Origin of the sequence: Pseudomonas sp. AM14(2022) (assembly GCF_036346455.1) — a bacterium.
Taxonomy (GTDB): Bacteria; Pseudomonadota; Gammaproteobacteria; order Pseudomonadales; family Pseudomonadaceae; genus Aquipseudomonas; species Aquipseudomonas putida_A.
Genome location: NZ_JAOTNY010000004.1, coordinates 107,165 through 133,605, shown reverse-complemented (window position 1 = coordinate 133,605; position 26,441 = coordinate 107,165). Strand labels below are relative to the sequence as shown.

Here is a 26,441-nt window from a genome sequence, read left to right as displayed (position 1 = left end):
TATAGTCTTTTGGCCCTGCAGATCCTCATGGTCATGAGTTAAATTATTTTTTCAGTACGAAAAGAACTACCTCTCCATCCGCGCGCGTCAATGCGGGTGGGCCCAGCAGTTTTGTAAAATCTGCAATGAGGGTATCGGCACGGTCCGCATACCCACGACGGTCAATGTAGATGGCAGAAAAGCCGAGCTTTTTGACGGCCTCTATTTGCTCTTCAGCAGATTTCTGCTCGAGAGCCCTGTAGAAAAGATCGCCTTCCCTGCCCCTGATCCCGCCAAAGCTCCAACGCAATGTTTGGGAGTTGAAAAATGCTGATCCGAGTGTATATACGGACAGGTTATTTTTTGGAGCTGATTCTGGGAAAGCAAAATACGGTAGTTGATACACCGCTGACTGAGGAGGAAGCGTTTCCTCGATTTTTTTAATGAAATTCGAGTCGATGTCATAGATGGCCGCAGCGCCATCAATTACCGCTCTATACGAATTAGTTGTCTGATCGATGAGTCCAATTGTTGTGATGGCAGTGGCAATTGCCAGCGGAGCGTATCTGGCGCGTTCGTAAAGACGATTAAGCCTGGCGCCGTTCAGAGTAATTGCCAGCGCGAGCAGGCAACCGAAGTTGATAAAAATGGCGATGCGATCCCACCCTCGAATGACCGGGGTAATGAGCATCGCAAACACAACGCTGAAACCGCCCGTAGTTGCCGTAAGCATTACAGCAAGGACGACAATTGCTGCCAGACTGATTCGTCGATCAATGTTTTTGCCAGCCAAGGCAGCCATGATGGTCGCCAAAATTACCAATAGGCCCGCTATCCCAACTACGCCGATGTAAGAAGTGGTGTTTGATAACGGGAAGGTTCGCTGGTAGTTCTTGGTGAACTCGCTCAATTTTGAAATTCTGTGATCGGGTTGCGGAAGAAGCAGGTGAATAGTCTTCAGGCTGTAAACTTCCGTTTCTAGTGCTATGCGCTGAGCGACTTCTGGATTCTGGCCGTGAGTTGCGCGATCAATGATGTTGGGGGCGAGGTTAGCGACTACGCCAATGAAAATGGCAACAGAAAATAGAGCTCCCTGATAGATCGGTTTGCCCGAGGTCTGTTGGATGCTTCCAAAAATGGCGCAGACGATAATGACGATCACGCCAAAAAAAGCAAAATAGACCCCGAATGAGCTCAACAGCGCTGCAATCGTGATGAGGCTCAACGCTCCGCTAAAACTGCGTAGATTGAACAGCGCTTTGCCAAGAGCAAGTTTGTAGCCGTAGTAATAGAAAAGTGGTACGCAAAAATACCAAGTGTAAAGCAGGTGCCCGTACAGGTAGCGGGCAAAGTGGAAGGGGGCGAAGGTGAACAGCATCGCAAAACACATTGCGTAAGCACGTCGAACTTCGAAGTATCTGAGCACCAGGAACGTTGTTAGAAATACCGCTGGAAAACTCAGCATGAAATGCAGATTCACTGCGGGTATGACCGAGCCGGAGAGTAGCCCGAGCAATTTGTAGATCAGGAAGTTTCCAGTGTCCGAGCCGGGATAGTCTAAAAAGCTTGAGCCAAAAGGAAATCCGCTCCTGGGGTTGTCAAAAATCCACCCTTCAATCGCTCGCTGCGCCAGCCAGTCGATCGCCAAACCATCGCCAGCATAGAGAAATGGTTTGTTTATGAACGCTGGAAAAAAGTTGGGCCAGCCAAACAGAACGAGGCTAGCAAGTAAGAACGAAACGATACTGCCCGCCAGCGCAAATTTCCATTCAGTGCGAGTTACAAATAAAAGTCCTCGGTTATCCATACAATCCTCGTGGTTTTGAAAATGCTTAAGCTCTCACCCTGGGCGGGGCTCGCGGCTGCTACTTGTCTTTAAAGCCGCTGAATTGCAGCTCAGCGTGTGGAGACGTTTTTAAAGCAGATCATGAGCAGGCTGGCAGTCAGTAGGCGAAAAGGCAGTAACCTATTCGTAACGGCCACGGTGTTGGGTGTAGTGTTGCCTGTCGACCTTCTTGCAAAAAAAATAATCAGTGCCTATTCGGCTGAACAGTTCGATGACGCCCCATTCTTCAAGCAATTCAGTGAGAGAAAAGCCGAACGGCAGCCACATAAAGATGATTGTAAGTGGTGAGGGTGCCAAGTGGGCTAACCCAGTTAGCTTTTTCTCGGTGACTGATGGCGAGGGGCTAGTAATCTTCTGATCTGTGGTTGCGATCATGGGGCGCCTGTCAGTCCTTCGAGGGCTTTGTTTTGGGTGTTGCCTTTAGAACTAATTTGTTTAAAAGGTAACTTGAAGGGAGTAGCAGCAATATGACCAGTATCGGAGCGATAGCCTTGTGCAAGTGCAAATGCTCAACCAGCAGATTGAGCAGCAATGCGCCGAAGATGTATTGCACAAGATAAATGGTGGGGTAGATTGCCATTCCAAGCAGTGACTGTTCGACTTTGAATACAATTTTTGCGTTGAAGAAATATGCAAAAACTATCCCTGCTGCGTACGCAGTTGCGTACGCTATCTGATAATCGATCAGATAGCCCAGCAGGAGATAGAGGCCGTATGTAAGCCCGGTATTAAGTCCGCCACCGACCAGGAAACTGAGCCAGCGGCGAACTTGCGGGTTGTCTTTCAGGGCTATCACGGCGCGGTTGTTTTGGCAGTAATCTTGGTGAATTCCGAATAGTCTCGGATGTAGTCTTCAGCTTCGTAATAGTCGGAAGTGAATACCAGCAGCACTGCGTCTTCAGAGTATTTGTATTGAATGCCCCACGTCAGTGGTGGCAGGTAAATCCCTTTGTTTGGTGCGTCCAGCAGTACTTCTGCCCGATTGGTACCATCATCGACCACCACCGCACAGCTGCCTTTTACACAAATCAGGAACTGGTGGCATTTGTGATGGGCATGCTCACCACGAGTCTTCTGGCTTGGAACGTTGAATACCAGGAAGTAGCGTTTTGGTGTGAAGGGGATTTCCTTGTGGAACTCGCCAACCGACAAGTCGCCACGCATGTCGGCGATGTATTTGAAACGGTGGGTGGTGACATCGCCCACGCCGATTCGAACCACCGCGTCCGACTGCTCGTCGGGCTTCGCCGCGGGGCTTTTGGCGGCATCGCTGAAGGCGGAGTTTTCGACGTAGCCGGTGATCCGGGCAGGGGAGCCTGTGACGATGGCATAAGGTGGTACGGATTTGGTGACCACTGCGCCGGCGCCGACCATCGCACCCGTGCCGATGGTGATGCCTGGCAGGATGACTGCGCCGCCGCCGATGGAGGCGCCATCCTGGATCACCGTCTGTGAAAACGACTCCGGATAGACCTTCGAGCGTGGGAACTTGTCGTTGGTGAACGTGGCGTTCGGGCCGATGAATACATCGGAGCCGATCCGCAGGCCGTCCCAGACATAAACCCCGGATTTGATGGTCGTACGATCGCCGATCACTACGTCGTTTTCGATCAGCGAGTGTGAGCAGACATTGACGTCTTCACCAATCACCGCATCCTGGAAGACCACCACGTACTGCCAGATGCGCGTGTTCTTGCCGATGTTCTTGCTTTTGACATCGGCGCTGGCATGGATGAACGGCTCACTCATTTGGGATTTCCTTGTTGTCGAGTTTCATGCAGACAATGGCCAGCGGTCGCTGCTTGCTGTTTTCGTAGGCCCGCCAGGCATAAGTGCCCACGAGGCCGACCCCGAGCAGATTCAATGTCCCCAGCAGCAGCACCACCAGCATGGTTGCGGCGTAACCCGGTACCTCAATGGCTCCCGACAGTCGCGCGATGATGACCATTACGCCAATGAACAGAGAGATGAGCGAGCCCATCGCGCCCATTCGGGTCAGCAGTCTGATCGGGTAGTCGGTGAAGGCGAACACACTGTCCATCATGTATTCGAGCTTTTTCTTGAAGGTCCATGCCGATTTGCCTTCGAGGCGGGTCTGACGCTCGTACTCGATGAACTTGCGACGGAAGCCCAGCCAGAAGATCAGTGCGATGAGCGACGAGCGGGACTCGTTCAGCTGTAGCAGTTGTTCACGAAACGCCTTGTTGCAACCGAAAATATCCACGCCGCCCTTGGGCATGTCATGCACGACCAGTCGGCGATACAGACCCCAGAAGATCGAGGAGGCCATGCGGCTGGAAAGCGGATCCTGACGGGCATTGCGGGTGCCGATGGCGACGTCGCATTCGTCATTGGAAAGCGATTTGAAGAAGCTGATCAAAAGCTCTGGCGGCTCCTGAAGGTCTGCTGCCATCACGCCGAAATACTCGCCCCTGGCAGCCATCAGGCCAGTGCGAATGGCCGGAAACGAGCCGAAGTTGCGCGAATGAGCCAACAATTGCGCGGAAAAGCGCATGGTACCCAGTGAATTCTTGAGCAGGGCAAACGAATCGTCGGGACTGCCGTCCACCACAAAAACCACCTCGAGCTGATTCTCGAGGGTGTCGTTCATGTCTGTCAGGGCCTGGATCAGCCGGGGTATCGAGTCAGCGTTCTTGTAGACTGGGACGATAACGGAATATCTCATGCCACCCATCCGTTGACGGCGGTGATCACAGTGCTGACTTCTTCGTCGGTCATTTCCGGGTAGCAAGGCAGGGTCAGGATCAGCGAGGCCAGTTGTTCGGTGTTGGCCAGGCTGTAGTCGGCGAACTGCTTGCCAAAGACTGGTTGCTTGTAGTCCGGGATCGGGTAGTGAACGTCGGACGCAATCTGTGCTTCGCGCAAGTGCACTTGCAGCGCATCGCGCTTCGTCGACTTGATCACGTAGAGGTGCGCGACCGAGGCGGTGCCTTGATCTTCAGCGTGATTCACATCCGCGTGGCGGATTTCGTTTCTGTAGCGCGCGGCGATTTCGCGACGGCGTGCGTTGCTCTCGTCGAGGTGCGGTAGAAACTCGGACAGGATCGCGGCCTGCATTTCATCCAGGCGACTGTTGCGGGCGCCGTCCAGCTCGACGCAGTATTTCGAGGACCATCCGTATTGGCGCAGTTGCGCTACGCGCTGGGCAATGGCATCGGAGTTGGTCACAACGGCACCGCCGTCACCCAGCGCACCAAGGTTTTTGGTCGGGTAGAAACTGAAGCTCGCCGCGTCACCGAAAGTGCCGACACGTTGCCCGTTACGCTCGGCGCCATGGGCCTGAGCGCAATCCTCGAGCAACGGGATCTGGCGAGCACTGCAGTATTCGGCGATGGCCTTGATCTGTGGGGCTGCCAGACCATACAAGTGTGTGACGACTACGGCTTTGGCGCCGGCTTCAATCGCCTGCTTGACCCCCTCGAGGGTTACCACGTGAGTCTGCAGATCGACGTCCATGAAAATCGGTGTAGCGCCGATGGCCAGTACCGAAGTGGTGGTGTACATCCCGGCATTGGCCACGGTTGCGACCTGATCGCCTTTGCCGACGCCCAGCGCTTTGAGGGCCAGCTCGATGGCATCGGTGCCGTTGGCAACCGTGATGCAATGACCGGCATTCAAATATTGAGCAAAGCCTGTTTCAAAGCGTTTGACTTCCGGCCCCAAAATTACCCAGCCGCTGGCAATCACGCGTTGCACCGAAGAACTGATTTGCGATTGAAATTTTTCTATCTTCGCTGCAAGGTTATTGATCTGCTGCATGGGGCTCTCCATTTCGAAGCAAAAGACGTGCGATATCTGTTTTTTGGCGGGGTTCGCCGAAAGATTTATAGGGCGAGCACGCAGGTGACCAATGAGGATATGCGCTCGTACCACTTTCCGGAAGGATTCTATCCGCACCCTGAGCCCGCTCCAACCTGCGAAGCGCATTTAGACGATTTGTTTGTCTTGAGGACGTGAAAGCTCTTTCGAGGCAGGAAGTGGAGGCTCAATGATTTTCAGCTGGCGAGCTGTATTGGGTAGTGAATCGCAAAATCTCGAAATGAGTGGGCGTTTCAACTTCAAGTAACTCGATGTCGTGTGCTTCAAGTCATTGTTCAGCGTTAGTTCAGGCGGTTTTCAACAAGATCCGAAAGTGGGCATCTTCGCGAAAGTGGTCAACCGTTCTCCGATTCAATAAACTGCCGCCCAAAGCTGTTCCCCGGATGCTCTCTGTCTCTTCATCGAGGGGATGGTTGATTGCCATTTCACGAAGATTGCGCGCGTTCTCTTCGCCGTCATTCATGTTTCCTCAAGGGTCGCCCATGAGCTCCAAGACATTTCTGGTAACCGGAGGCAGCGGTTTTGTGGGGCGAGCATTGATCGAACGTTTGTCGAAATTGCCAGAGTGCGCGGTCATCGCTCCGGTGCGGGGCGCTGTGATGTCGTTTCCATCCGGGGTGTGCTCGATTCCGTGCGCGGGGCTCGAACCGCCGCAGGACTGGAGTGCGGCGCTAAAGGATGTCGATTGTGTCATTCACGCGGCAGCACGCGTTCATGTCATGAACGAGGCTGCAGCCGATCCGCTGGCAGTATTTCGCCTGGTCAACGTCGATGGCACCTTGAATCTGGCGCGTCAGGCTGCTGCTGCCGGCGTCAAACGGTTCATTTTCATCAGCTCGATCAAGGTCAACGGTGAGGTCACGGCGCCGGGTCATCCGTTCACGGCAGACGATAAGCCCGCCCCGGTCGATCCCTATGGCGTCTCCAAGCTTGAAGCCGAACAGGCCTTGCGGGCATTGGCTGCAACCACAGGTATGGAACTGGTAATCATCCGGCCGGTGCTGGTGTACGGCCCGGGAGTGAAAGCCAATTTTCTCAGCATGATGCGCTGGTTGTATCGCGGCGTGCCGTTACCGTTCGGTGCTCTGGATAATCGGCGTAGCCTGGTCGCGATTGACAATCTGGTCGACTTGATCGTGACATGCGCCGAGCACCCTGGCGCGGCCAACCAGACTTTTCTGGCCAGTGATGGTGAAGATCTATCGACGACTCAACTGTTGCGCAAGCTGGCCGCTGCCTTGGGGTGTCCAGCGCGGCTGCTGCCGGTACCGGTTGGCTTGATGGATGGCGTAGCCACGCTGATGGGGCGTCGGGCACTGGCGCAGCGGATTTTTGCTTCCCTGCAGGTTGATATCAGCAAAAACCGGCAGCTGTTGAACTGGACCCCACCGGTTGCCTTTGACAGCGCCCTCAGTCTGACGGCGCAGCACTTCCTGGATACTCGTCAATCATGAATTTCGGATGGATCATACCGGTCATTGCGCTGCTGTCCTTTGGCTTCACGTGGCTTCTGCGACATTACGCGTTGTCGCGCAGCCTGCTGGATATTCCCAACGCCCGCAGTTCACACTCGGTCCCGACCCCGCGCGGAGGTGGAGTCGCGATTGTTCTGACCTTTATGCTTGCGCTGGCTTTCCTGCTATGGCGGGACCTCATTGTTCCGACTCAGTTCTGGGCAATTGCCGTGGCGGGCGGCCTGGTCGCGTTTATCGGTTTCATGGATGACCATGGGCATATCGCTGCCCGCTGGCGTCTGCTGGGTCATTTTACGGCCGCCACCTGGTTGCTTTGCTGGATGGGAGGCTTGCCATCGATCACGATTTTCGGATGGCAGGCCGATCTCGGTGTGCCGGGGCATCTGCTTGCCGTGGTTTATCTGGTGTGGCTGTTGAACCTCTACAACTTCATGGACGGCATCGACGGTATCGCCAGTGTCGAAGCCATCAGTGTCTGTCTCGGCGCATGTCTGCTCGCTTGGCTCGAAGGTTCGTTGCAGTTGATCTGGGCGCCCCTGCTATTGGCCGTATGTGTCGCCGGCTTTCTATTCTGGAACTTCCCGCCCGCGAAAGTTTTCATGGGCGATGCTGGCAGCGGATTCCTGGGGATTGTCCTGGGAGGCCTTTCGTTGCAGGCCGCAGCGGTTTCGGCCGATTTTTTATGGGGGTGGCTGATTCTGTTTGGTGTATTCATTGTCGATGCGACGTACACCTTGCTACGCCGGCTGCTGCGTGGTGACAAAGTGTATGAAGCCCATCGCAGTCATGCCTATCAGTTTGCCTCTCGTCGGTTCGGCCGTCATTTGCCGGTAACTATTGCCGTTGCGGCAATCAATATGTTCTGGCTGTTGCCAATTGCTGTTGCGGTGGCGCGTTTTGGATTGGACGGCTGCCTGGGCCTGATTGTGGCCTATGCTCCTCTGCTGGTGCTGGCAATCGGGTTTGGAGCCGGTAAGCGCGAATAGAGGGTTGATGAAAATCCCGGTAACGGCTTTGACATTGTCATTTGGGTTTAAACTAGACGAGATGTGCTACTGGCCTGCCTGGGCGATGCGTCAGTTGAAAGGAGGGGGCTGAGGTGTTTGAAGAGTCATTGAACAAAGTCAGAGAGCGGTTGCTGGGATTGCCCCGGCGGCGCAAGCGTCTGATACAAGTGATAACAGACGTTGTTCTGGTCTGGGCCGCGCTCTGGTTGGCATTCATTGTCCGGCTGGGGATAGACGACATGTACAATCCCTTCAAAGTGCATCTCTGGTTGTTTGCCTTCGCTCCTATTGTTGCCATTCCTCTGTTTATCCGCTTCGGCATGTACCGGGCGGTCATGCGCTACTTCGGTAATGACGCGTTGGTCGCGATCATCAAGGCTGTCAGTCTTTCTTCGTTGATTCTGGCTGTTGTCGTCTACTGGTACAGCAATCACGAGGTCGTTGTTCCACGTTCGATCATTTTCAACTACTGGTGGCTGAGTCTGGTCATCATCGGCGGATTGCGACTGTGCATGCGTCAGTACTTCATGGGCGACTGGTTTACTGCGTCTCTGCACGTACCTTTCACGAGCCGTGACAACGGCTTGACAAAAGTCGCCATCTACGGCGCCGGCGTTGCCGGCAATCAATTGGTGGCAGCACTTCGCATGGGCAAGGTCATGCGCCCCGTGGCGTTCGTCGACGATGATCCGAGCATTGCCGACCGCTCGATTTCCGGCCTGCATGTCTACAAGCCCAAGCACATTCAGGAGATGATCGATGTCACGGGAGCTCAGGAAATCCTCCTCGCGCTTCCGTCGTCTACCCGGGCGCGCCGCCGAGAGATCCTCAACCTGCTGGAAGGGTTTCCGCTTCACGTAAGAAGCGTGCCGAACTTCACCGATCTGGCGAGCGGCCGGGTCAAGGTCGAGGATATCCAGGAGGTTGATATTGCCGACCTGCTAGGGCGTGATTCGGTACCTGCGCAGCCGGATCTGCTCGAACGCTGTATCAAGGGCAAGACGGTGATGGTGACGGGGGCTGGAGGTTCGATCGGTTCGGAGTTGTGTCGCCAGATCTTCGCATTGGGGCCGACCACGCTACTGCTGTTCGACCACAGTGAGTTCAATCTGTACAGCATTCTCTCAGAGCTGGAACGACGCGGCTGCCGGGAGTCCGTATCCGTGCACTTGCTGCCAATTCTCGGTTCGATCCGCCACCCACACAAACTGCTCGATGTCATGAGGACCTGGCGGGTCGAAACCGTCTATCATGCCGCCGCCTACAAACATGTGCCGATGGTCGAGCACAACATCGCCGAAGGTGTGCTGAACAATGTGATCGGCACGCTCAATACGGCTCAGGCTGCGTTGCAGTCCGGGGTGTCCGACTTCGTGTTGATTTCGACTGACAAGGCTGTGCGTCCAACCAACATCATGGGTAGCACCAAGCGCCTTGCCGAGTTGACGCTTCAGGCCTTGAGTCGCGAGATAGCTCCGGTGTTGTTTGGCGACAAGTCCAATGTCTCCCGGGTCAACAAGACCCGTTTCACCATGGTTCGTTTCGGCAATGTGCTGGGGTCTTCCGGCTCTGTCATTCCACTGTTTCACAGCCAGATCAAGTCGGGTGGCCCACTGACGGTCACCCACCCGAAAATCACCCGCTACTTCATGACGATCCCGGAAGCCGCTCAACTGGTGATTCAGGCGGGGTCCATGGGGCAGGGCGGCGACGTGTTTGTGCTGGATATGGGCGAGCCGGTGAAAATCGTTGAACTTGCCGAGAAAATGATTCATCTGTCCGGTTTGAGCATTCGTTCCGAACGCAACCCTCAGGGCGATATCTCCATCGAGTTCACGGGGTTGCGTCCCGGTGAAAAGCTCTATGAGGAGCTGTTGATTGGCGACAACGTTGCCGCGACACCGCATCCGATGATCATGACCGCCAGTGAAGATCATTTGCCTTGGGATGTCTTGAAAGCACGCTTGAGCGAACTGCTCGCCGCTGTGGACGCGGATGATTACTCTCGAGTCCGCCAGCTTCTGCGTGAAACCGTTAGCGGTTACACCCCCGACGGCGAAATCGTCGACTGGATCCATCAGCAACGCCGTCTCGAACCCTGATTGTTTCACATCCTGTAACGGACGCGTTTTTGACAGGCTCCCATCATAGCCTAAGTTTGGAGAGCAGCTTCGGAAAAGCTGCTTTCTCAATTGATGATGGAGCGTCACTTATGCGTACCGGATATTTCCACTCCCTGATTTTTGCCTTGCTCACCAGCGCCTCGATTGCCGCCATTGCTGCGCCTCTCGCTTCTTCCGAAGTGAACAAGCCGCCCGTGGTGATGGACGCGTCAACGACTTCTGAAAATCAAAAGGTCGATCTGAACGGCGCCGATGCCGTGACGCTGCAAAAGCAATTGTCCGGAGTCGGCGAGGCGAAAGCCAAAGCGATTGTTGCGTATCGTGATGCTAATGGGCCATTCGCCTCGGTGGATGAACTGCTTGAAGTGAAGGGCATCGGCAAGGCGATCCTGGATCGCAACCGCGACAAGCTGGAAGTGAACTAAGCTGATTATTCAACGCCAAGGGGCCGGTCATTGACCGGCCTTTCTGCTTTCTGGTGGCAGCGATGCGACAGAGGGAGCGGCGTCGCGTTTGTCGGTGAGCTGAAAATTATGGGTATCATATTGTCTTTGGATTATGCCTATAATAATTTCCGTCACCTCCAGGCCAGTGAGCGTTGGAGGCCTATCTCCCAATATGTTTCAGGAGCGCTCTCATGAGTCCAGTCCAGTCTCAAGGTACCGCTGTCGTCACTGGCGCATCGTCCGGTATCGGTGCCATCTACGCGCAGCGGCTGGCAGCGCGAGGTTTTGATTTGCTGTTGGTGGCCCGTGATCAACAGCGTCTGGAAAGCGCTGCGAACCAGTTGCGAGAGGCCCACGGTGTAAAGGTCGAAGTGCTCAAAGCCGACCTGACGCAAAAGAACGATGTCCTCAAACTCCAGCAACGCCTGCGCAGTGATTCGAGCATCAGCCTGTTGGTGAATAACGCAGGGGTCGCAGCCGATGGTTTGCTGGCCAATTCCGACGCCGAGCAACTGGAGCGTCTGATCCAGTTGAACGTCACCGCCGTGACGTTGCTGGCCTCGGCAGCCGCCGCCAGTTTCGCCAAGGCTGGACGCGGCACGATCATCAATATCGCCTCGGTGGTGGCGCTGTTTCCAGAACGCTTCAATGCAACCTACAGTGCGAGTAAAGCCTACGTGTTGAGCCTGACTCAGTCGCTCAACGCCGAGCTCGAAGGCACTGGCGTGAAGGTGCAAGCGGTGTTGCCTGGCGTTACCCGCACTGAGATCTGGGAGCGTTCCGGCATCGATGCCAGCGGCATTCCGGCGGAGATGGTGATGGAGGCCGGCGAGATGGTCGATGCGGCGCTCGCCGGTCTGGATCAGGGCGAGTTGATTACCATCCCGTCGCTGCCCGACGAGAGTGAATGGCAGGCCTTTGTGCGTGCACGGCATGTCATGGCACCGAATCTGTCGCGCAGCTCCGCGGCCCAACGCTACAAAAATTGATCAGAGGTAACTGCGGTATGAGTCAGCGTCGAATTGTTGTCACCGGAATGGGCCTGGTTTCGCCTTTGGGCAGTGATCTCGAGATTGTCTGGCAGCGTTTGCTCGCCGGGCGCTCGGGCTTGCGCAATTTGCCGGAGGCGGTGAGCGCAGATCTGCCGACCCGGGTCGCCGGGATGGTGCCAACGGCGGCGGAGGACGTCGAGGCCGGTTTCGATCCGGATCTTGCCACGCCGCCCAAGGAACAGAAAAAGATGGATCGCTTCATCCTGTTTGCAATGGAAGCAGCACGGCAGGCGTTGGCGCAAGCCGGATGGCAGCCGTCCGAGGCCAAGGATCAGGAGCGCACCGCGACCATCATCGGCTCCGGTGTTGGCGGGTTCGGTGCAATAGCCGACGCCGTACGCACCACCGACAGTCGTGGCCCGCGTCGTCTGTCGCCGTTCACCATCCCATCGTTTCTGGTCAATCTGGCGGCCGGACATGTGTCGATCCAGCACGCTTTGAAGGGCCCGCTCGGCGCACCGGTGACTGCTTGTGCTGCCGGGGTCCAGGCAATCGGCGATGCTGCGCGGATGATTCGTGCCGGTGAAGCGGATATCGCGGTTTGCGGCGGCGCGGAAGCCTGCATCGATCGGGTCAGCCTGGCCGGTTTTGCCGCGGCGCGAGCGTTGTCCAGCGGTTACAACGACACCCCCGAACGTGCCTCACGACCCTTTGATAGTGGTCGCGATGGTTTCGTAATGGGTGAGGGCGCCGGTCTGCTGGTGATCGAATCGCTGGAGCATGCACTGGTCCGTGGCGCGCAGCCTTTGGCTGAGCTGGTCGGTTACGGCACCACTGCCGATGCCTATCACCTCACCGCCGGGCCGGAGGACGGCAGCGGTGCACGACGCGCGATGCAGTTGGCGCTGGCTCAGGCGGGTGTTGCGCCAGATCAGGTGCAGCATCTCAATGCGCATGCGACCTCGACGCCGGTGGGCGATCTTGGTGAGTTGGCAGCGATCAAGGCGCTGTTCGGTACGGAGAATAAAATCGCCGTGACGTCGACCAAATCCGCCACCGGGCATTTGCTCGGCGCTGCCGGCGGGTTGGAAGCGATCTTCACCTTGTTGGCCATCCGCGATCAGGTCGTCCCGCCGACGCTCAACTTCGATAATCCGGATCCTGCGAGTGCGGGTGTAGACATCGTTCATGGTCAGGCACGGTCGATGCCGATCGAGTATGCCCTGTCCAACGGTTTCGGTTTTGGCGGGGTGAATGCCAGTGTGCTGTTCAAGCGCTGGCAGGCTTAGTCCTGCGATTGCTTGAGGTGATCACGCGTGACGTCGAGGATGCGTTGGGCAAACTCGACGTCAGCGACACTGCGTGACAGCAAGAGCGCGCCGACCAGCGTCGACATGATGACAATGGCCCGATCGGCGCCATTGTCGCCCTCAAGGGTGCCTTCGATTTGACTCAGCCGGGCATTGAGTACTGCATCACTGGTCGGGCTCGGCTGGCCGCGCAGACCCAGCTCTGAGGAAATGGTCAGCAGCGGGCAGCCTTCGTGCGGGGAGGTCTGATGCCATTCGGACAGGTAGGTGTCGATAAACGCTTGCAGCGGCTGTTCCTTGGCAAAGATCTCGGCGCACAGGCCATCGACTTGATTGCTTGCCTCCTGCAAGGCTTTCTCGACCAGTTCGTCCTTGGATTTGAAGTGCGAGTAAAAGCCGCCGTGGGTCAGCCCTAGCGCTTTCATCAGCGGTTGCAGGCCGGTGGCACCGATGCCGTCTCTGCGAAATCGCGCCGAGGCTTCCTTGATGATCCGTTGATGGGTTTGAGCTTTATGATCTTGCGAGTAACGCATGTGGAACTCTCCGCAACAAGACCACCATCTTAACCAAGGTAAATGACATGGTGACTGTACTTCTACTTCTTAAAAGCGCGCCGCTGAGTCCAATACGATCCTTGGAGTTAATACTCCGCACAAAAAACAAACCCCGCCGATTCAGGCGGGGTTCTTCGTTCAGCGATCCTGCGCGTCTTTGATGTCCGCTTCGGCGTTGCGCTGTGCAACGCGTTTGCGTTCTTCATCGGTCAGTTCAACCTTGTTGGCGGTGTCGCGCAGCATCATCAATCCGCCAACGATCGAGCCGATTGCAACGACCAGAATCAACCAGGCATACCAGGGCATAACGGCTCTCCTTAATGGCAGCTCGGCGGGCGAGGGTTTCGCCAGCGACGCTGCATACCACTTTGAGCGAAGTGAGTTCGCAGTGGTTCCATTCTAGGCCGGTTAAGCCCGGTGTACCCGAAATCCCTCAGCGGCCGGTCAGCATCGCATCGGCCGGAGCGTCAGCGCGCAGTTGCCCGGTGAGCAGGAAGTAGCCGAAACCGACCGCCATGAAGCCAAGGAAAATCAGCCCGATCAGTGCATTGAACCAGGCCATGGCGATCAGACACACCACCGCCAGCACCAGTGCGATCAGCGGAATCAGCGGATAACAAGGCGCACGGAAAGTCCGCTCGAGATTGGGTTCGGATTTACGCAATTTGAACAGGCTGAGCATGCTCATGATGTACATCACGATCGCGCCGAACACGGCCATGGTGATCATCGCGGCGGTGAGTGTCATGCCGCCGAGGTTGATCAGGCCGTCGCTGTAGATCGCGGCGATGCCGATGATGCCGCCGGCGATGATCGCGCGGTGCGGGGTCTGGAAGCGCGAGAGTTTCGCCAGCGACGCCGGCAGGTAACCGGCGCGGGCGAGGGCGAAGAACTGCCGCGAGTAGCCGAGGATGATCCCGTGGAAGCTCGCCACCAGACCGAACAGGCCGATCCACACCAGCATGTGCAGCCAGCCGGAATTGTCGCCGACCACGGTCTTCATCGCTTGCGGCAGAGGGTCGTTGATGTTCGCCAGGGTGCGCCAGTCACCGACGCCGCCCGCGAAGAACATCACGCCCATCGCCAGTAACACCAGGGTCAGGATCCCGCTGATGTAGGCCTTGGGGATCGTACGTTTGGGATCCTTGGCTTCTTCGGCGGCCATCGCCGCGCCTTCGATGGCCAGAAAAAACCAGATAGCGAAAGGAATTGCGGCGAACATCCCGGCAATCGCTGGCGGCCCGAACACATCGGAGCCGGCCCAGCCGTTCAACGCAAAACTGCTGAAGCTGAACGCCGGTGCGACCACACCCATGAACACCAGCAATTCGATCACCGCCAGCACGCAGACGATCAGTTCGAACGTCGCGGCCAGTTTCACCCCGAGGATGTTCAAGGTCATGAACACGATATAGGCGCCGACTGCCGCGTGTTTCGGGTCGAGCGCTGGAAATTGCACATTCAGGTAGGCGCCGATCGCCAGCGCAATCGCCGGAGGTGCGAAAACGAATTCGATCAGCGTGGCCAGCCCGGCGATCAGCCCGCCTTTCTCACCGAACGCACGACGGCTGTAAGCGAACGGCCCGCCGGCATGCGGAATCGCCGTGGTCAGTTCAGTGAAGCTGAAGATGAAACAGGTGTACATCGTGGCGACCATGAACGAGGTCACTAGAAAACCCAGCGTGCCAGCCACGCCCCAGCCGTAACTCCAGCCGAAGTACTCGCCGGAAATCACCAGCCCGACGGCGATGCCCCACAGGTGCAAGGTGCCCAGCGTGGGTTTGAGTTGTGTGTTCATGCGCTTGCTCCCGGAACGGTTTGGAAAGCTCGGGGGAGGGCGTGTGCAGCGGGCGTGCCATTGCTGGGAGTCAGGTCGTAATGCGCTGAAAGCTGTCGTATCGGGGATGTTCGCGGCTGGATGAGTGTTTTTTGTGCGCCAGTTGGGTGCGATGTTGTCGGTTATGCCGTCTTCGCGAGCAAGCCCGCTCCCACATTGGATCTGTGGCGTTCACAAATCCCCTGTGGGAGCGGGCTTGCTCGCGAAGGGGCCCGCCAACACGACGCAAACCCCACCTGTAACGAACACATAAACCCACTCTTTACGCTTTCTTTATGCCCAGCCAACTCCCTCGGTCTCGTTCCTTTACAGCCTCCTTTCCGACAATGCCTCCACACGCGGCAATACGCCGTAAAACGGAGATCTTCCATGAGCGTTCTGGACGGGGTGTCCCTGCTGTTGGCAGCCGGGCTGTTCATTTATCTGTTGGTTGCGCTGTTGCGCGCGGATCGGAACTAGGAGCGGCTATGCACAGTTATGACTATTGGCTGATCCTCGCGTTTTTTGCGGTGGTCTTGCTGCCGGCGCCGTTCCTCGGGCGCTTTTACTACAAGGTGATGGAAGGTCAGCGCACCTGGCTGACGCCGATTCTCGGCCCGGTCGAGCGCGGTTGCTATCGAATTGCCGGGGTGGATCCGCAGGCTGAGCAGAGCTGGCAGAAGTACACGCTGGCCTTGCTCGCGTTCAACCTCGCCGGTTTTCTGCTGCTGTTCGCGATCTTGTTGTTTCAGGATCACCTGCCGCTGAACCCGCAAAACCTGCCGGGCCAGGAATGGACCCAGGCGTTCAACACCGCGGTCAGCTTCATGACCAACACCAACTGGCAGTCCTACAGCGGTGAAGCGACCCTCAGCTACCTGAGTCAGATGGTCGGTCTCACCGTGCAGAACTTCGTCAGTGCCGCCACCGGCCTGGCGGTGCTGGTTGCGCTGTGCCGTGGCATCGGGCGCAAGTCGACCAAGACTCTGGGCAACTTCTGGGTCGACATGACCCGCGCCACCCTCTACGGCCTGCTGCCGCTGTGCCTGCTGCTGGCGCTGTACCTCGTCTGGCAGGGCGTGCCGCAGACCTTCGCGCAATACGTCAATGCCGTCACCATGCAGGGCGTCGATCAAGTGATCCCGCTCGGCCCGGCGGCCAGCCAGATTGCGATCAAGCAACTGGGTACCAACGGCGGTGGCTTCTTCGGTGTGAACTCGGCGCATCCGTTTGAGAACCCGACCGCGTGGAGCAACCTGTTCGAACTCGCGTCGATCATCCAGATTCCGGTAGCGCTGGTGTTCACCTTCGGTCATTACGTGAAAGACCAGCGTCAGAGCCGCGCGATCATCGCCTGCATGCTCGCACTGTTCCTGATCGGCGGCGCGACTTCGCTGTGGGCCGAATATCAGCCTAACCCGGCGCTGAACAATGTCGCGGTCGAACAGACCGCGCCACTGGAAGGCAAGGAAGCACGCTTCGGTACCACCGCCACCGTGCTGTGGTCGGTGACCACCACCGCAGCGTCGAACGGTTCGGTCAACGGCATGCACGACAGCCTCAACCCGCTTAGCGGCATGGTCGCGCTGGTCAACATGATGGTCGGCGAAGTGATCTTCGGCGGCGTCGGTGCCGGGCTCTACGGCATGTTGCTCAACGTGCTGATCGCAGTGTTCCTCGCCGGCCTGATGATTGGCCGCACACCGGAATACCTGGGCAAGAAACTGCAGGCGCGGGAAGTGCAATTGCTGGTGGTGACCTTGCTGGTGATGCCGGTGGGCGTGCTGGTACTCGGCGCCATCGCGGCTGCTCTGCCTGGCCCGGCGGCGACCATCAGCAACCCTGGCCCGCACGGTTTCAGCCAGTTGCTCTATGCCTACACCTCGGCCAGCGCGAACAACGGTTCGGCATTCGGTGGCCTGAGTGCCAACACGCCGTTCCACAACCTGATGCTCGGTCTGGGCATGTTGATCGGTCGCTTCGGTTACATCCTGCCGGTACTGGCCCTGGCCGGCAGCCTGGCGATGAAGAAAACCGCACCGATCGGCCAGAACAGCTTCCCGACCCACGGCCCGCTGTTCGTGACCCTGTTGACCGTGACCATTTTGCTGGTGGGCGGCCTGACCTTCCTGCCGACTCTGGCGCTCGGTCCGATTGCTGAACACTTGAGCATGGGCTTCTAAGGAATCGATCATGAATATGCATGTTCCTGCAAAACCTGCGGTGCCGACGAAGTCGGCAGAAGCACCGAAAACCGCGATCTCGGCCCTGTGGCGTCCGGCGCTGGTGCAAGCCTTCGTCAAGCTCGACCCGCGCCAACTGGTGCGTTCGCCGGTGATGCTGGTGGTCGAACTGACGGCGATTTTCACCACCGTGCTGTGCTTCATCCCGGACAACGTCGTGCCGACTTTCGTCGCCGCGCAGATTGCCCTGTGGCTGTGGTTCACCGTGCTGTTCGCCAACTTCGCCGAAGCCTTGGCCGAAGGTCGCGGCAAGGCTCGCGCCGACAGCCTCAAGGCTGGCAGCGAAGGCCTCAGCGCGCGGCGCAAACTGGCCAATGGCAGCTTCCAGGTGGTGCCCGCCGCCAGCCTGCGCAAGGGTGATGTGGTGCGCGTCGAGGCGGGGGAGATGATCCCCGGTGACGGCGAAGTTATCGAAGGCATTGCGGCGGTCAACGAAGCGGCGATCACCGGTGAGTCGGCGCCGGTGATTCGCGAGTCCGGCGGCGATCGCTCGGCGGTCACCGGCAACACGCGCCTGGTGTCCGACTGGTTGTTGGTGAAGATCACCGCCAACCCCGGTGAGTCGACCCTCGATCGCATGATCGCCCTGGTCGAAGGCGCCAAGCGCCAGAAGACCCCGAACGAAGTCGCGCTGGATATCCTGCTGATCGGCCTGACCCTGATCTTCCTGCTGGTGGTCGTGACCCTGCAGCCGTTCGCCCACTTCGCCAACGGCAGCCTGCCGCTGGTGTTCCTGGTGGCGCTGCTGGTCACGCTGATTCCGACCACCATCGGTGGCCTGTTGTCCGCCATCGGTATTGCCGGGATGGATCGACTGGTACGCCTGAACGTGATCGCCAAATCCGGGCGCGCCGTGGAAGCGGCCGGTGACGTGCATGTGTTGCTGCTGGACAAGACCGGCACCATCACTTTCGGTAACCGCCGTTGCAGCGCGGTGTATGCGGCGCCGGGTGTGAATGGTCGCGAACTGGCAGAAGGCGCGTTGTTCGCTTCGCTGGCGGACGAAACCGCCGAAGGCAAATCCATCGTCGAGTACCTGCGCGGTCTGCATCCGCAAACCGAGCCGGCACTGGATACGTTGACTGCCGTGCCGTTCAGTGCGGAAACCCGCTTGTCCGGTGTCGACTATCAGGGCCGCGTTTACCGCAAGGGCGCAGTCGATTCGCTGCTGTCGTTCCTCGGCCAACAACGCTCCGATCTGGCCCCGGCGCTGTCGCGGGAAATCGACAAGATCGCGCAGAGCGGCGGCACGCCGTTGCTGGTCTGCGCCGACGGCAAGCTGCTGGGTGCGATCCATCTCAAGGACGTGGTCAAGCCAGGCATTCGCGAGCGTTTTGCCGAGCTGCGCAAACTGGGGATTCGCACGGTGATGGTCACCGGCGACAACCCGTTGACCGCTGCGGCCATCGCGGCAGAAGCGGGCGTCGATGACGTGCTCGCCGAAGCCACCCCGGAGAAAAAACTGGCGCGCATCCGCCTTGAGCAGAACGACGGTCGTCTGGTCGCCATGTGCGGCGACGGTGCCAACGATGCCCCGGCGCTGGCCCAGGCTGACGTCGGCATGGCGATGAACGACGGCACGCAAGCCGCACGCGAAGCCGCAAACATGGTCGACCTCGACAGCGACCCGACCAAGCTGCTGGACGTGGTGCAGATCGGCAAGGAATTGCTGGTGACCCGTGGTGCGCTGACGACGTTTTCCATCGCCAACGACGTGGCCAAATACTTCGCGATTCTGCCGGCGCTGTTCGCCGCGATCTATCCGCAACTGGGCGTGCTGAACATCATGCACTTGACCAGTCCGCAGAGCGCGATCCTCTCGGCGATCGTCTTCAATGCCTTGATCATCGTGGTGCTGATTCCACTGGCACTGCGTGGCGTGCGCGTGCAGGCAGCGAGTGCCGCGGCACTGCTGCGGCGCAACCTGCTGATCTACGGACTGGGCGGGATTCTGGTGCCGTTCGTGGGGATCAAGGCGATCGACATGCTGCTCACGGCTTTGCATTTGGTGTGATCCATTCGCGAGCAGGCTCGCTCCCACATTTGCAATGCGGCCTCCTGTGGGAGCCAGCCTGCTGGCGATGAAGTCGACTCGGTCCACCTGAATTAACGCGGTATCCGCTTTCTGAATTCGAGGATTTTGCAATGTCCACAATGATACGTCCGGCCCTGAGCCTGCTGGTGCTGATGACCCTGATCACCGGCGTGGCCTATCCACTGGTGGTGACCGGTGTTGCGCAGGTCGCTTTCCCTGAACAGGCCAACGGCAGCCTGGTGCACGACGCCGATGGCAAGGTGCGCGGCTCGTCGTTGATCGCCCAGGATTTCGTCGGTGATGCGTGGTTTCATCCGCGTTCTTCGGCGGGCGCCTTCGCGACCGTTTCCAGCAGCGCCAGCAACCTCGCGCCGAGCAATCCGGCGCTGGCAACTCGGGTAATCGACGACGCCAACAAGTTGCAGGTGCCAGGCCAGGGGCCGGTGCCCTTGGCGCTGCTGACCACCTCCGGCAGCGGACTCGATCCGCACTTGCCACCGGCGGCAATTGCCTATCAACTGGCGCGTGTCGCGCAAGCGCGCAACTTGCCGGTGGCGACCTTGCAGCAACTGCTCGATGCGCACATCGAACAGCCGCTGGTGGGGCCGCCGGTGGTGAATGTGCTGGAGCTGAACATGGCGCTGGAAAAACTCTGAACCGGCGGCGCGGCCATTCGCGAGCAGGCTCGCTCCCACAGGAATACGTGTTCCAAATGTGGGAGCGAGCCTGCTCGCGAAGAGGACCGAAAGAACACCGCATAACTATCTGGAAGAGAGAACATCAAGCATGAGCGACTCCGGCCGCGCCGACGCGCTGTTAGCAGACCTGCCCCGCGACGGCCGTGGCCGGCTGAAGATTTTCCTCGGCGCCGCCCCCGGGGTCGGCAAGACCTACGCGATGCTCCAGGCCGCGCACACGCAATTGCGCCAGGGCGTGAAAATCATCGCCGGCGTCGTCGAAACCCATGGTCGTGCGGAAACCGAAGCGCTGCTCGGCGGGTTGCCGCAGCAGCCGCTGGTGCGCTCGGAATACCGTGGCGTGATGCTCGAAGAAATGGACCTCGACGGCCTGCTCGCAGCCAAACCCAAGCTGGTACTGGTGGACGAACTGGCGCACACCAACGCCCCCGGCAGTCGTCACGCCAAGCGCTGGCAGGATATTCAGGAACTGCTCGCCGCCGGCATCGACGTCTACACCACGGTCAACGTCCAGCACCTGGAAAGTCTCAACGATCAGGTGCGCGGGATCACCGGTGTGCAGGTGCGCGAAACCCTGCCGGACTGGGTGCTGCAGGAAGCCTACGAACTGCTGCTGATCGACCTGCCACCGCGCGAGCTGCTGGAGCGTCTGCGCGAAGGCAAGGTCTACGTGCCGGAACAGGCGCGGGCGGCGATCGATGCGTTTTTCACCCAGACCAACCTCACCGCGCTGCGCGAACTGGCGATGCAAACGGCGGCCGCGCAGGTCGATAACGATCTCGCTCAAGGCTACCGCCAACTTGGTCAGGCAGCTCCAGCGGTGCGCGGACGTTTGCTGGTCGGCGTCGATGGCGATGCGCATGCCGAACGCCTGGTGCGTCACGCCAGCCGCGTGGCCCAGCGCCGGCATTTGCCGTGGAGTCTGGTGCATGTCGACAACGGCACAGTGCGCGACGAGCAATCGCGCCTGCGCCTGCAAAATGCCCAGCAACTGGCCGAACGCCTCGGCGGCGAAGTGGTGTTGTTACGCGCCGGCGAAGTGGCGAAAACCCTGATTCAGCATGCTGCCGAACGCCGGGCGAGTCTGCTGCTGGTCGGGCAGTCGCGGCCGAGTCTGCGCCGTCGCCTGTTCGGTGGCGGGCTCGCCGCGCGTTTGCTGCGCCAGGCCCACGGCCTGGAAATTAACGTCCTCGACAACGACCATGAACACCCGCAACCGCGTCTGCGGGCGACGCCGACGCTGGTCTGGTTCGACTATCTGTTGGCGCTGGTTGCCACGCTGTTGGCCAGTGCCCTGGCGTGGGCGGTATCGAGTATTTTGCCGCTGCCAAACATCTCGCTGGTGTTCCTCGCGGCGGTGCTGCTGGTGGCGGTGCGCAGCAGTCTGGGCCCGGCGCTGGCCTGCGCGGCGTTGTCGTTTCTGACTTACGACTTCCTGTTCATTCCGCCGAATTTTTCCTTCGCCATTCAGCGCGAAGAAGACGTTTTGACCTTGCTGTTCTTCCTGCTGATGGCGGCGCTCACCGGCAATCTTGCGGCGCGTCAGCGGCGGCAGTTGCAGGCGTTGCGCGACACGCAGGAAGAGACCACAGAGCTGCTCGATCTGTCGCGCAAACTGACTGCGGCGACGGATCGTCAGGCAGTGATCAGCGCTGCTGCGCAGCACCTCAACGGCTGGAGCGATCTGCAATTGTGCCTGCTCAACCGCGACGGCCAGGGCGGCTGGAAAGTCGAGACCGGCGGGCCACTGGAATTCAGCGAATCCGAACGCGCCGCCGCCGACTGGGCCTGGCAACACGATCAACCGGCCGGCATGGGCACCGGTACGCTGCCGTTCGGTCGCTGGTGGTGGTGGCCGCTGTCGGTGGAGGACGGGCCGCTGGCGCTGCTCGGGGTCTGCGCCAAAGAAGGCCAGACTTTGAGCGGCCAGCGTCGACGCCTGCTCACTGCGTTGAGTCAGCCACTGGCTCAGGCACTGGCGCGGGCGCAACTGGCGGACGATCTGGAAGCCGCGCGCTTGCACGGTGAAACCGAGCAGTTGCGCAGTGCGCTGCTGGCCTCGGTATCGCATGATTTGCGCACACCGCTGACCGCCATGCGCGGCAGCATCGACAGCCTGCTGGCCCTCGGCGAAGCCATTCCGCTGGAGGATCGCCGCGAGTTGCTCGAAGGCACCCGCGACGAAGCCGAACGCCTCGATCGCTACATTCAGAACCTGCTGGACATGACCCGCCTCGGCCACGGTGCATTGAAGCTCGCGCGCGACTGGGTGGCGCCGGCGGACATCGTCGGCAGTTCGCTCAATCGCCTGCGTGCGGTGCTCGCGCCGTTGCAGGTCAGCACCGATGTGCCGTCCGAGTTGCCGCTACTGTTCGTGCATGCGGCGCTGATCGAGCAGGCGCTGGTCAATGTGCTGGAAAACGCCGCACGCTTCTCGCCGCCACACGGGCGTTTGCAATTGAGTGCTGGTGCCAATAACGAAGAGATCTTCTTCACGGTCAGCGACGAAGGCCCGGGGATTCCCGAGGACGAGCGAGCGAAAATTTTCGACATGTTCTACACCGCCGCACGCGGTGATCGCGGTGGGCAGGGCACCGGTCTGGGCCTGGCGATCTGTCAGGGCATGGTCGGCGCGCATGGCGGCCGCATCAGCGTCGCCGACGGCATCGACGGGCACGGCACCAGCATCACCCTGCACCTGCCATTGCAGACGCAACCGGGGATGGACAATGAAGCCTGATCGCGACTGCGCTACTCTCTTGCCAATCTTTTGTGTTGATGTGAATTCATGAGCCAGACCGCGACCATTTTGGTCATCGATGACGAACCGCAGATCCGTAAATTCCTGCGCATCAGCCTCGCCTCACAAGGCTACAAAGTGCTGGAGGCCGGCACCGGTGCCGAGGGCCTGGCGCAGGCGGCGTTGAACAAACCCGACCTGCTGGTGCTAGACCTCGGCCTGCCGGACATGGACGGCCAGCAGGTGCTGCGCGAGTTTCGCGAATGGGCCACCGCGCCGGTGCTGGTGCTTTCGGTGCGGGCCAGCGAAGGGCAGAAAGTCCAGGCGCTGGATGGCGGCGCCAACGACTACGTGACCAAGCCGTTCGGCATTCAGGAATTCCTCGCCCGGGTCCGTGCGCTGTTGCGTCAGGCACCGGCCGGCGAGGCGCAACAGGCGGCGCTGACGTTCGGCCCGTTGACCGTGGACCTGGCCTATCGGCGCGTGCTGCTCGACGGTGCCGAAGTGGCGCTGACTCGCAAGGAATACGCAGTGTTGGCGCAACTGGCACGGCATCCGGGCCGGGTGATCACCCAGCAGCAATTGCTCAAGGACATCTGGGGGCCGACGCATACCGAGGACAGTCACTACTTGCGGATTGTGGTCGGGCATTTGCGTCAGAAGCTGGCGGATGATCCGACGCGGCCGCGGTTTATTGTGACGGAGGCGGGGGTTGGGTATCGGCTGTTGAGTGACAACAGCCTGTAGGTTTTGGGTTGGCTGAGCTGACGCCTTCGCGAGCAAGCCCGCTCCCACAGGATTCTCCGGTGTGATTGAAATTTGTGTTTCACACCGGCCACTGTGGGAGCGGGCTTGCTCGCGAAGAGGCCCTGACAGCCAGCCGTGATTTCAGCCCTGCTCACTCTCATACCGATCCAGCGTATCCCGCGCAATCTCCCGCCCCAGCGCGATCAGTTCCGGCGCCTTGTAGAACTCGAAAAACCGGCACACGCGCTTCGGCACGTTGATCAGGATGTCCGGCGGATAACCGGCGATCTTGTATTGCGCCAGCGAGGTCTGCATCACCTCGAAACTCTGGTTGATCAGGTCCAGCAGTGACGCCGGCCCGACGTTGTCGATGATGAACGAACCGGTGGCGGATTTCGGTGCGCCTTCGCGTTCGGGAGCCGCTGCCGGTTGCTGACTTTCCGGTTCGCTGCCTTCCAGCCACGGGTTGATGTCGGCGGCTTCGGCGCGCAGCGCTTCCTGTTCCAGCAACAGCAATTGCTCGGCCTGTTTGCGGCGGAACGGCATCTTCGAACCCAGCGAACTGAGCAAACTGTCGAAGCGCGAACGAAACGCGGGCGGGCGCTGAATCACCGGCAATTTGTAGTGGCGCTGGTTGGTCGCGTTGAGGTTGACCGCGATGATCAGGTCGCAGTGGCTGGAGACCACCGGCACGATCGGCAACGGGTTGAGAATGCCGCCGTCCACCAGCATCCGGTTGCCTTGCATCACCGGGGTGAACAGGCTGGGAATTGCCGCCGAGGCGCGCATCGCCTGATGCAGGCAGCCTTCCTGAAACCAGATTTCCTGCTGGTTGGTCAGGTCGGCGGCGACCGCAGTGTAGGGGATGCGCAGGTCTTCGATGTTGATCTCGCCGACGATCTTGCGGATCTGTCCGAATACTTTTTCGCCGCGAATTGCACCGAGGCGAAAACTCACGTCTACCAGCCGCAGCACATCCAGATAGTCGAGGGTTTCGATCCAGGTGCGGTACTCGTCAAGTTTGCCCGCCGCATAGATCCCGCCGACCACCGCGCCCATCGAACAACCGGCAATGCAGGCAATGTCATAACCGCGTCTTTCGATTTCCTCAATGACCCCGATATGGGCATAGCCCCGGGCGCCTCCGGAGCCCAGCACCAGTGCGACACGCTTTTTCATCAAACTTCCTCCCGACAAGGCTCCACAATGCACCCTTCGGGGGGCGGGCGACAATCGGCAGGGTCGCTGGAGACGGCAGGGGCGTCGTTTTTTCGATACTCCGTGACCGCTCGGCGCTATGCTCTGGTCACCGCAGATTCATGGGGCGCCAAGGCACTTTTCCCGCGCCGCAACGTCTTACCTGCACGACTGTTGACCTATTTTGAGGTGTGAGTGATGAAAGCCTGGATCTGTGTGCCGTTGATTGCGCTGGCATTGGCCGGTTGCGCGGGCAAGACTGCTTATCGGGACAGCTGTGGCAGTCAGCTGGATGCGGCGTGGCATGAACTGGACTTGGCCAAGGCCGAAGGTTTCGCCGGCACGGTCAGCTACTCCAAGGCGCTGTCGTTGCTGACCGCGGCCAAGACTCAACAGCAATTCGAAGGCTTTGAAGGCTGCAGCAACAAGGCCGAGAAAGCCCGTTTCTATATTCGCGAATCCCGCGCCGGACGCTAAGCTGCTGACCTGACGCAAGGATGCGTCTGCCTTGCAGCGGCAGACTGGTCTTTCAAGCCATTTGAATCAGGAGCAAGCGATGTCTGGGTTGGTTGACCGGTTGGTGGCTCATGTCCTGAGCCTGGAAGTGCGGCTGCTGGCCTGTCAGGCGCGCCTGACTGCGCGTACCGACCCTGAGGCGCTGCACGACTTGCGCACCACGGTGCGGCGCTTGCGCAGCCTGTTGCGACCCTTGCGTGGTTTGCCCGGAGTCGAGCAACTGGAGGGCGCGGCGTCGGCAGTTGGTCAATTGACCACACCGTGGCGTGATCGCGAGGTGTTGGCGGCGTATCTGCTCAAGCATGATCAACCGCAAGCGGCGCAGCGGCGCATGGCGCAAATGGACGAAGCCTATCCAGCATTGGCAGCGAGCGCCGAAGTCGCTTCGCTGCTGATCATCCTCGATGCCTTCCCGCGTTTCCTGCGTGCTTCCGAGCGTCAGGGGCTGCTCAAGGGTCTGGGCAAGCGCATCGAAAAACGCCTGCACAAACAATGGAAAAAACTCGACGAGGCCCTGCACGATCCGGCCCACGACCGCCATCGTCTGCGCTTGCTGATCAAGCGCGTGCGGTATGGCATCGAAGCCTATCCGGAACTCGATCGCCTGCCTGAGCCGGCGCTGCCGCGGTTGAAGTCGGCGCAGGGCGCGTTGGGTGACTGGCACGATTGCTGGCAGTGGCTGGCGCGGGCCGAACTGGAAAGCGATCTGCAACCCTGCGTCGCGACGTGGCAGGCAGGCCTGATCAAGGCTGAAGCCAAGGCGGATCGGGTGCTGGATAAACTCAGTTCAAGCTGCTTCAAATCCTGAATCCACTCAGATCCCCTGTGGGAGCGGGCTTGCTCGCGAAAGCGGTGTGTCAGTCACAGATGTGTCTAC

24 protein-coding genes are annotated in these 26,441 nt (G+C 59.2%); 14 read left to right on the top strand and 10 right to left on the bottom strand.

All coding sequences use genetic code 11. The features are described from left to right. Positions 1–43: 43 nt before the first annotated feature. The 6 genes from V3W27_RS10060 to V3W27_RS10035 form a co-directional block, all read right to left on the bottom strand. On the bottom strand, positions 44–1,786 hold the full coding sequence (locus V3W27_RS10060) for a sugar translocase (protein WP_330206505.1): 1,743 nt from the start codon (positions 1,784–1,786) through the stop codon (positions 44–46). A gap of 424 nt (positions 1,787–2,210) precedes the next feature. Further along, positions 2,211–2,621: a GtrA family protein gene (locus V3W27_RS10055; RefSeq protein WP_330206504.1), complete on the bottom strand. Its 411-nt coding sequence runs from the start codon at positions 2,619–2,621 to the stop codon at positions 2,211–2,213. Continuing rightward, on the bottom strand, positions 2,618–3,574 hold the full coding sequence (locus tag V3W27_RS10050) for a WxcM-like domain-containing protein (RefSeq protein ID WP_330206503.1): 957 nt from the start codon (positions 3,572–3,574) through the stop codon (positions 2,618–2,620). Before V3W27_RS10050 ends, V3W27_RS10055 begins: the two co-directional genes overlap by 4 nt. Beyond that, the gene (locus V3W27_RS10045) at positions 3,567–4,511 is read right to left on the bottom strand and encodes a glycosyltransferase family 2 protein (protein ID WP_330206502.1); all 945 of its coding nucleotides are present in this window, start codon (positions 4,509–4,511) and stop codon (positions 3,567–3,569) included. Before V3W27_RS10045 ends, V3W27_RS10050 begins: the two co-directional genes overlap by 8 nt. After that, on the bottom strand, positions 4,508–5,605 hold the full coding sequence (locus V3W27_RS10040; protein ID WP_330206501.1) for a DegT/DnrJ/EryC1/StrS family aminotransferase: 1,098 nt from the start codon (positions 5,603–5,605) through the stop codon (positions 4,508–4,510). Before V3W27_RS10040 ends, V3W27_RS10045 begins: the two co-directional genes overlap by 4 nt. A gap of 346 nt (positions 5,606–5,951) precedes the next feature. Further along, complete coding sequence (locus V3W27_RS10035; RefSeq protein ID WP_247268258.1) at positions 5,952–6,128, bottom strand: hypothetical protein; 177 nt, start codon at positions 6,126–6,128, stop codon at positions 5,952–5,954. Positions 6,129–6,147: 19 nt separating this feature from the next. Between V3W27_RS10035 and V3W27_RS10030 the strand changes: the two genes are divergently transcribed. From V3W27_RS10030 to fabF, 6 genes are all read left to right on the top strand, one after another. Then, the gene (locus V3W27_RS10030; protein WP_247268257.1) at positions 6,148–7,119 is read left to right on the top strand and encodes a UDP-glucose 4-epimerase family protein; all 972 of its coding nucleotides are present in this window, start codon (positions 6,148–6,150) and stop codon (positions 7,117–7,119) included. Beyond that, positions 7,116–8,126 carry an MraY family glycosyltransferase gene (locus tag V3W27_RS10025; protein WP_330206500.1) on the top strand — a complete coding sequence of 337 codons (1,011 nt, stop codon included), beginning with the start codon at positions 7,116–7,118 and terminating at the stop codon, positions 8,124–8,126. Before V3W27_RS10030 ends, V3W27_RS10025 begins: the two co-directional genes overlap by 4 nt. Positions 8,127–8,386: 260 nt before the next feature. After that, positions 8,387–10,249 carry a polysaccharide biosynthesis protein gene (locus tag V3W27_RS10020; protein WP_431061453.1) on the top strand — a complete coding sequence of 621 codons (1,863 nt, stop codon included), beginning with the start codon at positions 8,387–8,389 and terminating at the stop codon, positions 10,247–10,249. A 110-nt stretch (positions 10,250–10,359) separates the two neighbouring features. Continuing rightward, a complete protein-coding gene (locus V3W27_RS10015) occupies positions 10,360–10,695 on the top strand; it encodes a ComEA family DNA-binding protein (protein ID WP_247268204.1) in 336 nt (111 codons plus the stop codon). Between the two features lie 212 nt (positions 10,696–10,907). Beyond that, the gene (locus V3W27_RS10010) at positions 10,908–11,705 is read left to right on the top strand and encodes an SDR family NAD(P)-dependent oxidoreductase (RefSeq protein WP_330206499.1); all 798 of its coding nucleotides are present in this window, start codon (positions 10,908–10,910) and stop codon (positions 11,703–11,705) included. 17 nt (positions 11,706–11,722) lie between these two features. Next, positions 11,723–12,997 (top strand): beta-ketoacyl-ACP synthase II, encoded by a 1,275-nt coding sequence (gene fabF, locus V3W27_RS10005; protein ID WP_330206498.1) that lies wholly within the window; start codon positions 11,723–11,725, stop codon positions 12,995–12,997. On the opposite strand, the gene V3W27_RS10000 is transcribed toward fabF, so the two are convergent. The 3 genes from V3W27_RS10000 to eat form a co-directional block, all read right to left on the bottom strand. Then, positions 12,994–13,551: a TetR/AcrR family transcriptional regulator gene (locus tag V3W27_RS10000; protein WP_247268207.1), complete on the bottom strand. Its 558-nt coding sequence runs from the start codon at positions 13,549–13,551 to the stop codon at positions 12,994–12,996. The genes fabF and V3W27_RS10000 overlap by 4 nt on opposite strands. 159 nt (positions 13,552–13,710) lie before the next feature. Next, positions 13,711–13,878, bottom strand: a complete 168-nt coding sequence (locus tag V3W27_RS09995; protein WP_003226857.1) for a DUF2897 family protein — start codon at positions 13,876–13,878, stop codon at positions 13,711–13,713. Between the two features lie 127 nt (positions 13,879–14,005). Continuing rightward, the gene (gene eat, locus V3W27_RS09990; protein ID WP_007963671.1) at positions 14,006–15,370 is read right to left on the bottom strand and encodes an ethanolamine permease; all 1,365 of its coding nucleotides are present in this window, start codon (positions 15,368–15,370) and stop codon (positions 14,006–14,008) included. A 408-nt stretch (positions 15,371–15,778) separates the two neighbouring features. Here eat and kdpF point away from each other — a divergent pair, with 408 nt between their 5' ends. The 6 genes from kdpF (at position 15,779) to V3W27_RS09960 (ending at position 23,851) form a co-directional block, all read left to right on the top strand. Beyond that, a complete protein-coding gene (gene kdpF, locus V3W27_RS09985) occupies positions 15,779–15,868 on the top strand; it encodes a K(+)-transporting ATPase subunit F (RefSeq protein WP_007963673.1) in 90 nt (29 codons plus the stop codon). An 8-nt stretch (positions 15,869–15,876) separates the two neighbouring features. Further along, the gene (gene kdpA, locus V3W27_RS09980; protein WP_330206497.1) at positions 15,877–17,571 is read left to right on the top strand and encodes a potassium-transporting ATPase subunit KdpA; all 1,695 of its coding nucleotides are present in this window, start codon (positions 15,877–15,879) and stop codon (positions 17,569–17,571) included. A 10-nt stretch (positions 17,572–17,581) separates the two neighbouring features. Continuing rightward, positions 17,582–19,645 (top strand): potassium-transporting ATPase subunit KdpB, encoded by a 2,064-nt coding sequence (gene kdpB / locus V3W27_RS09975; RefSeq protein ID WP_330206496.1) that lies wholly within the window; start codon positions 17,582–17,584, stop codon positions 19,643–19,645. Positions 19,646–19,776: 131 nt separating this feature from the next. Then, positions 19,777–20,322 carry a potassium-transporting ATPase subunit KdpC gene (gene kdpC / locus V3W27_RS09970; RefSeq protein ID WP_330206495.1) on the top strand — a complete coding sequence of 182 codons (546 nt, stop codon included), beginning with the start codon at positions 19,777–19,779 and terminating at the stop codon, positions 20,320–20,322. A gap of 130 nt (positions 20,323–20,452) precedes the next feature. Continuing rightward, positions 20,453–23,104, top strand: a complete 2,652-nt coding sequence (locus V3W27_RS09965; RefSeq protein ID WP_330206494.1) for a sensor histidine kinase KdpD — start codon at positions 20,453–20,455, stop codon at positions 23,102–23,104. A 48-nt stretch (positions 23,105–23,152) separates the two neighbouring features. After that, positions 23,153–23,851, top strand: a complete 699-nt coding sequence (locus tag V3W27_RS09960) for a response regulator (protein ID WP_047295501.1) — start codon at positions 23,153–23,155, stop codon at positions 23,849–23,851. A 141-nt stretch (positions 23,852–23,992) separates the two neighbouring features. On the opposite strand, the gene V3W27_RS09955 is transcribed toward V3W27_RS09960, so the two are convergent. Then, the gene (locus V3W27_RS09955) at positions 23,993–25,030 is read right to left on the bottom strand and encodes a patatin-like phospholipase family protein (RefSeq protein ID WP_047598663.1); all 1,038 of its coding nucleotides are present in this window, start codon (positions 25,028–25,030) and stop codon (positions 23,993–23,995) included. 216 nt (positions 25,031–25,246) lie between these two features. Between V3W27_RS09955 and V3W27_RS09950 the strand changes: the two genes are divergently transcribed. Further along, positions 25,247–25,525: a hypothetical protein gene (locus V3W27_RS09950; protein WP_007963692.1), complete on the top strand. Its 279-nt coding sequence runs from the start codon at positions 25,247–25,249 to the stop codon at positions 25,523–25,525. 79 nt (positions 25,526–25,604) lie between these two features. Continuing rightward, positions 25,605–26,372, top strand: coding sequence for a CHAD domain-containing protein (locus tag V3W27_RS09945; RefSeq protein ID WP_330206493.1), 768 nt, complete (start codon positions 25,605–25,607; stop codon positions 26,370–26,372). The last annotated feature ends 69 nt before the right edge of the window (positions 26,373–26,441 follow it).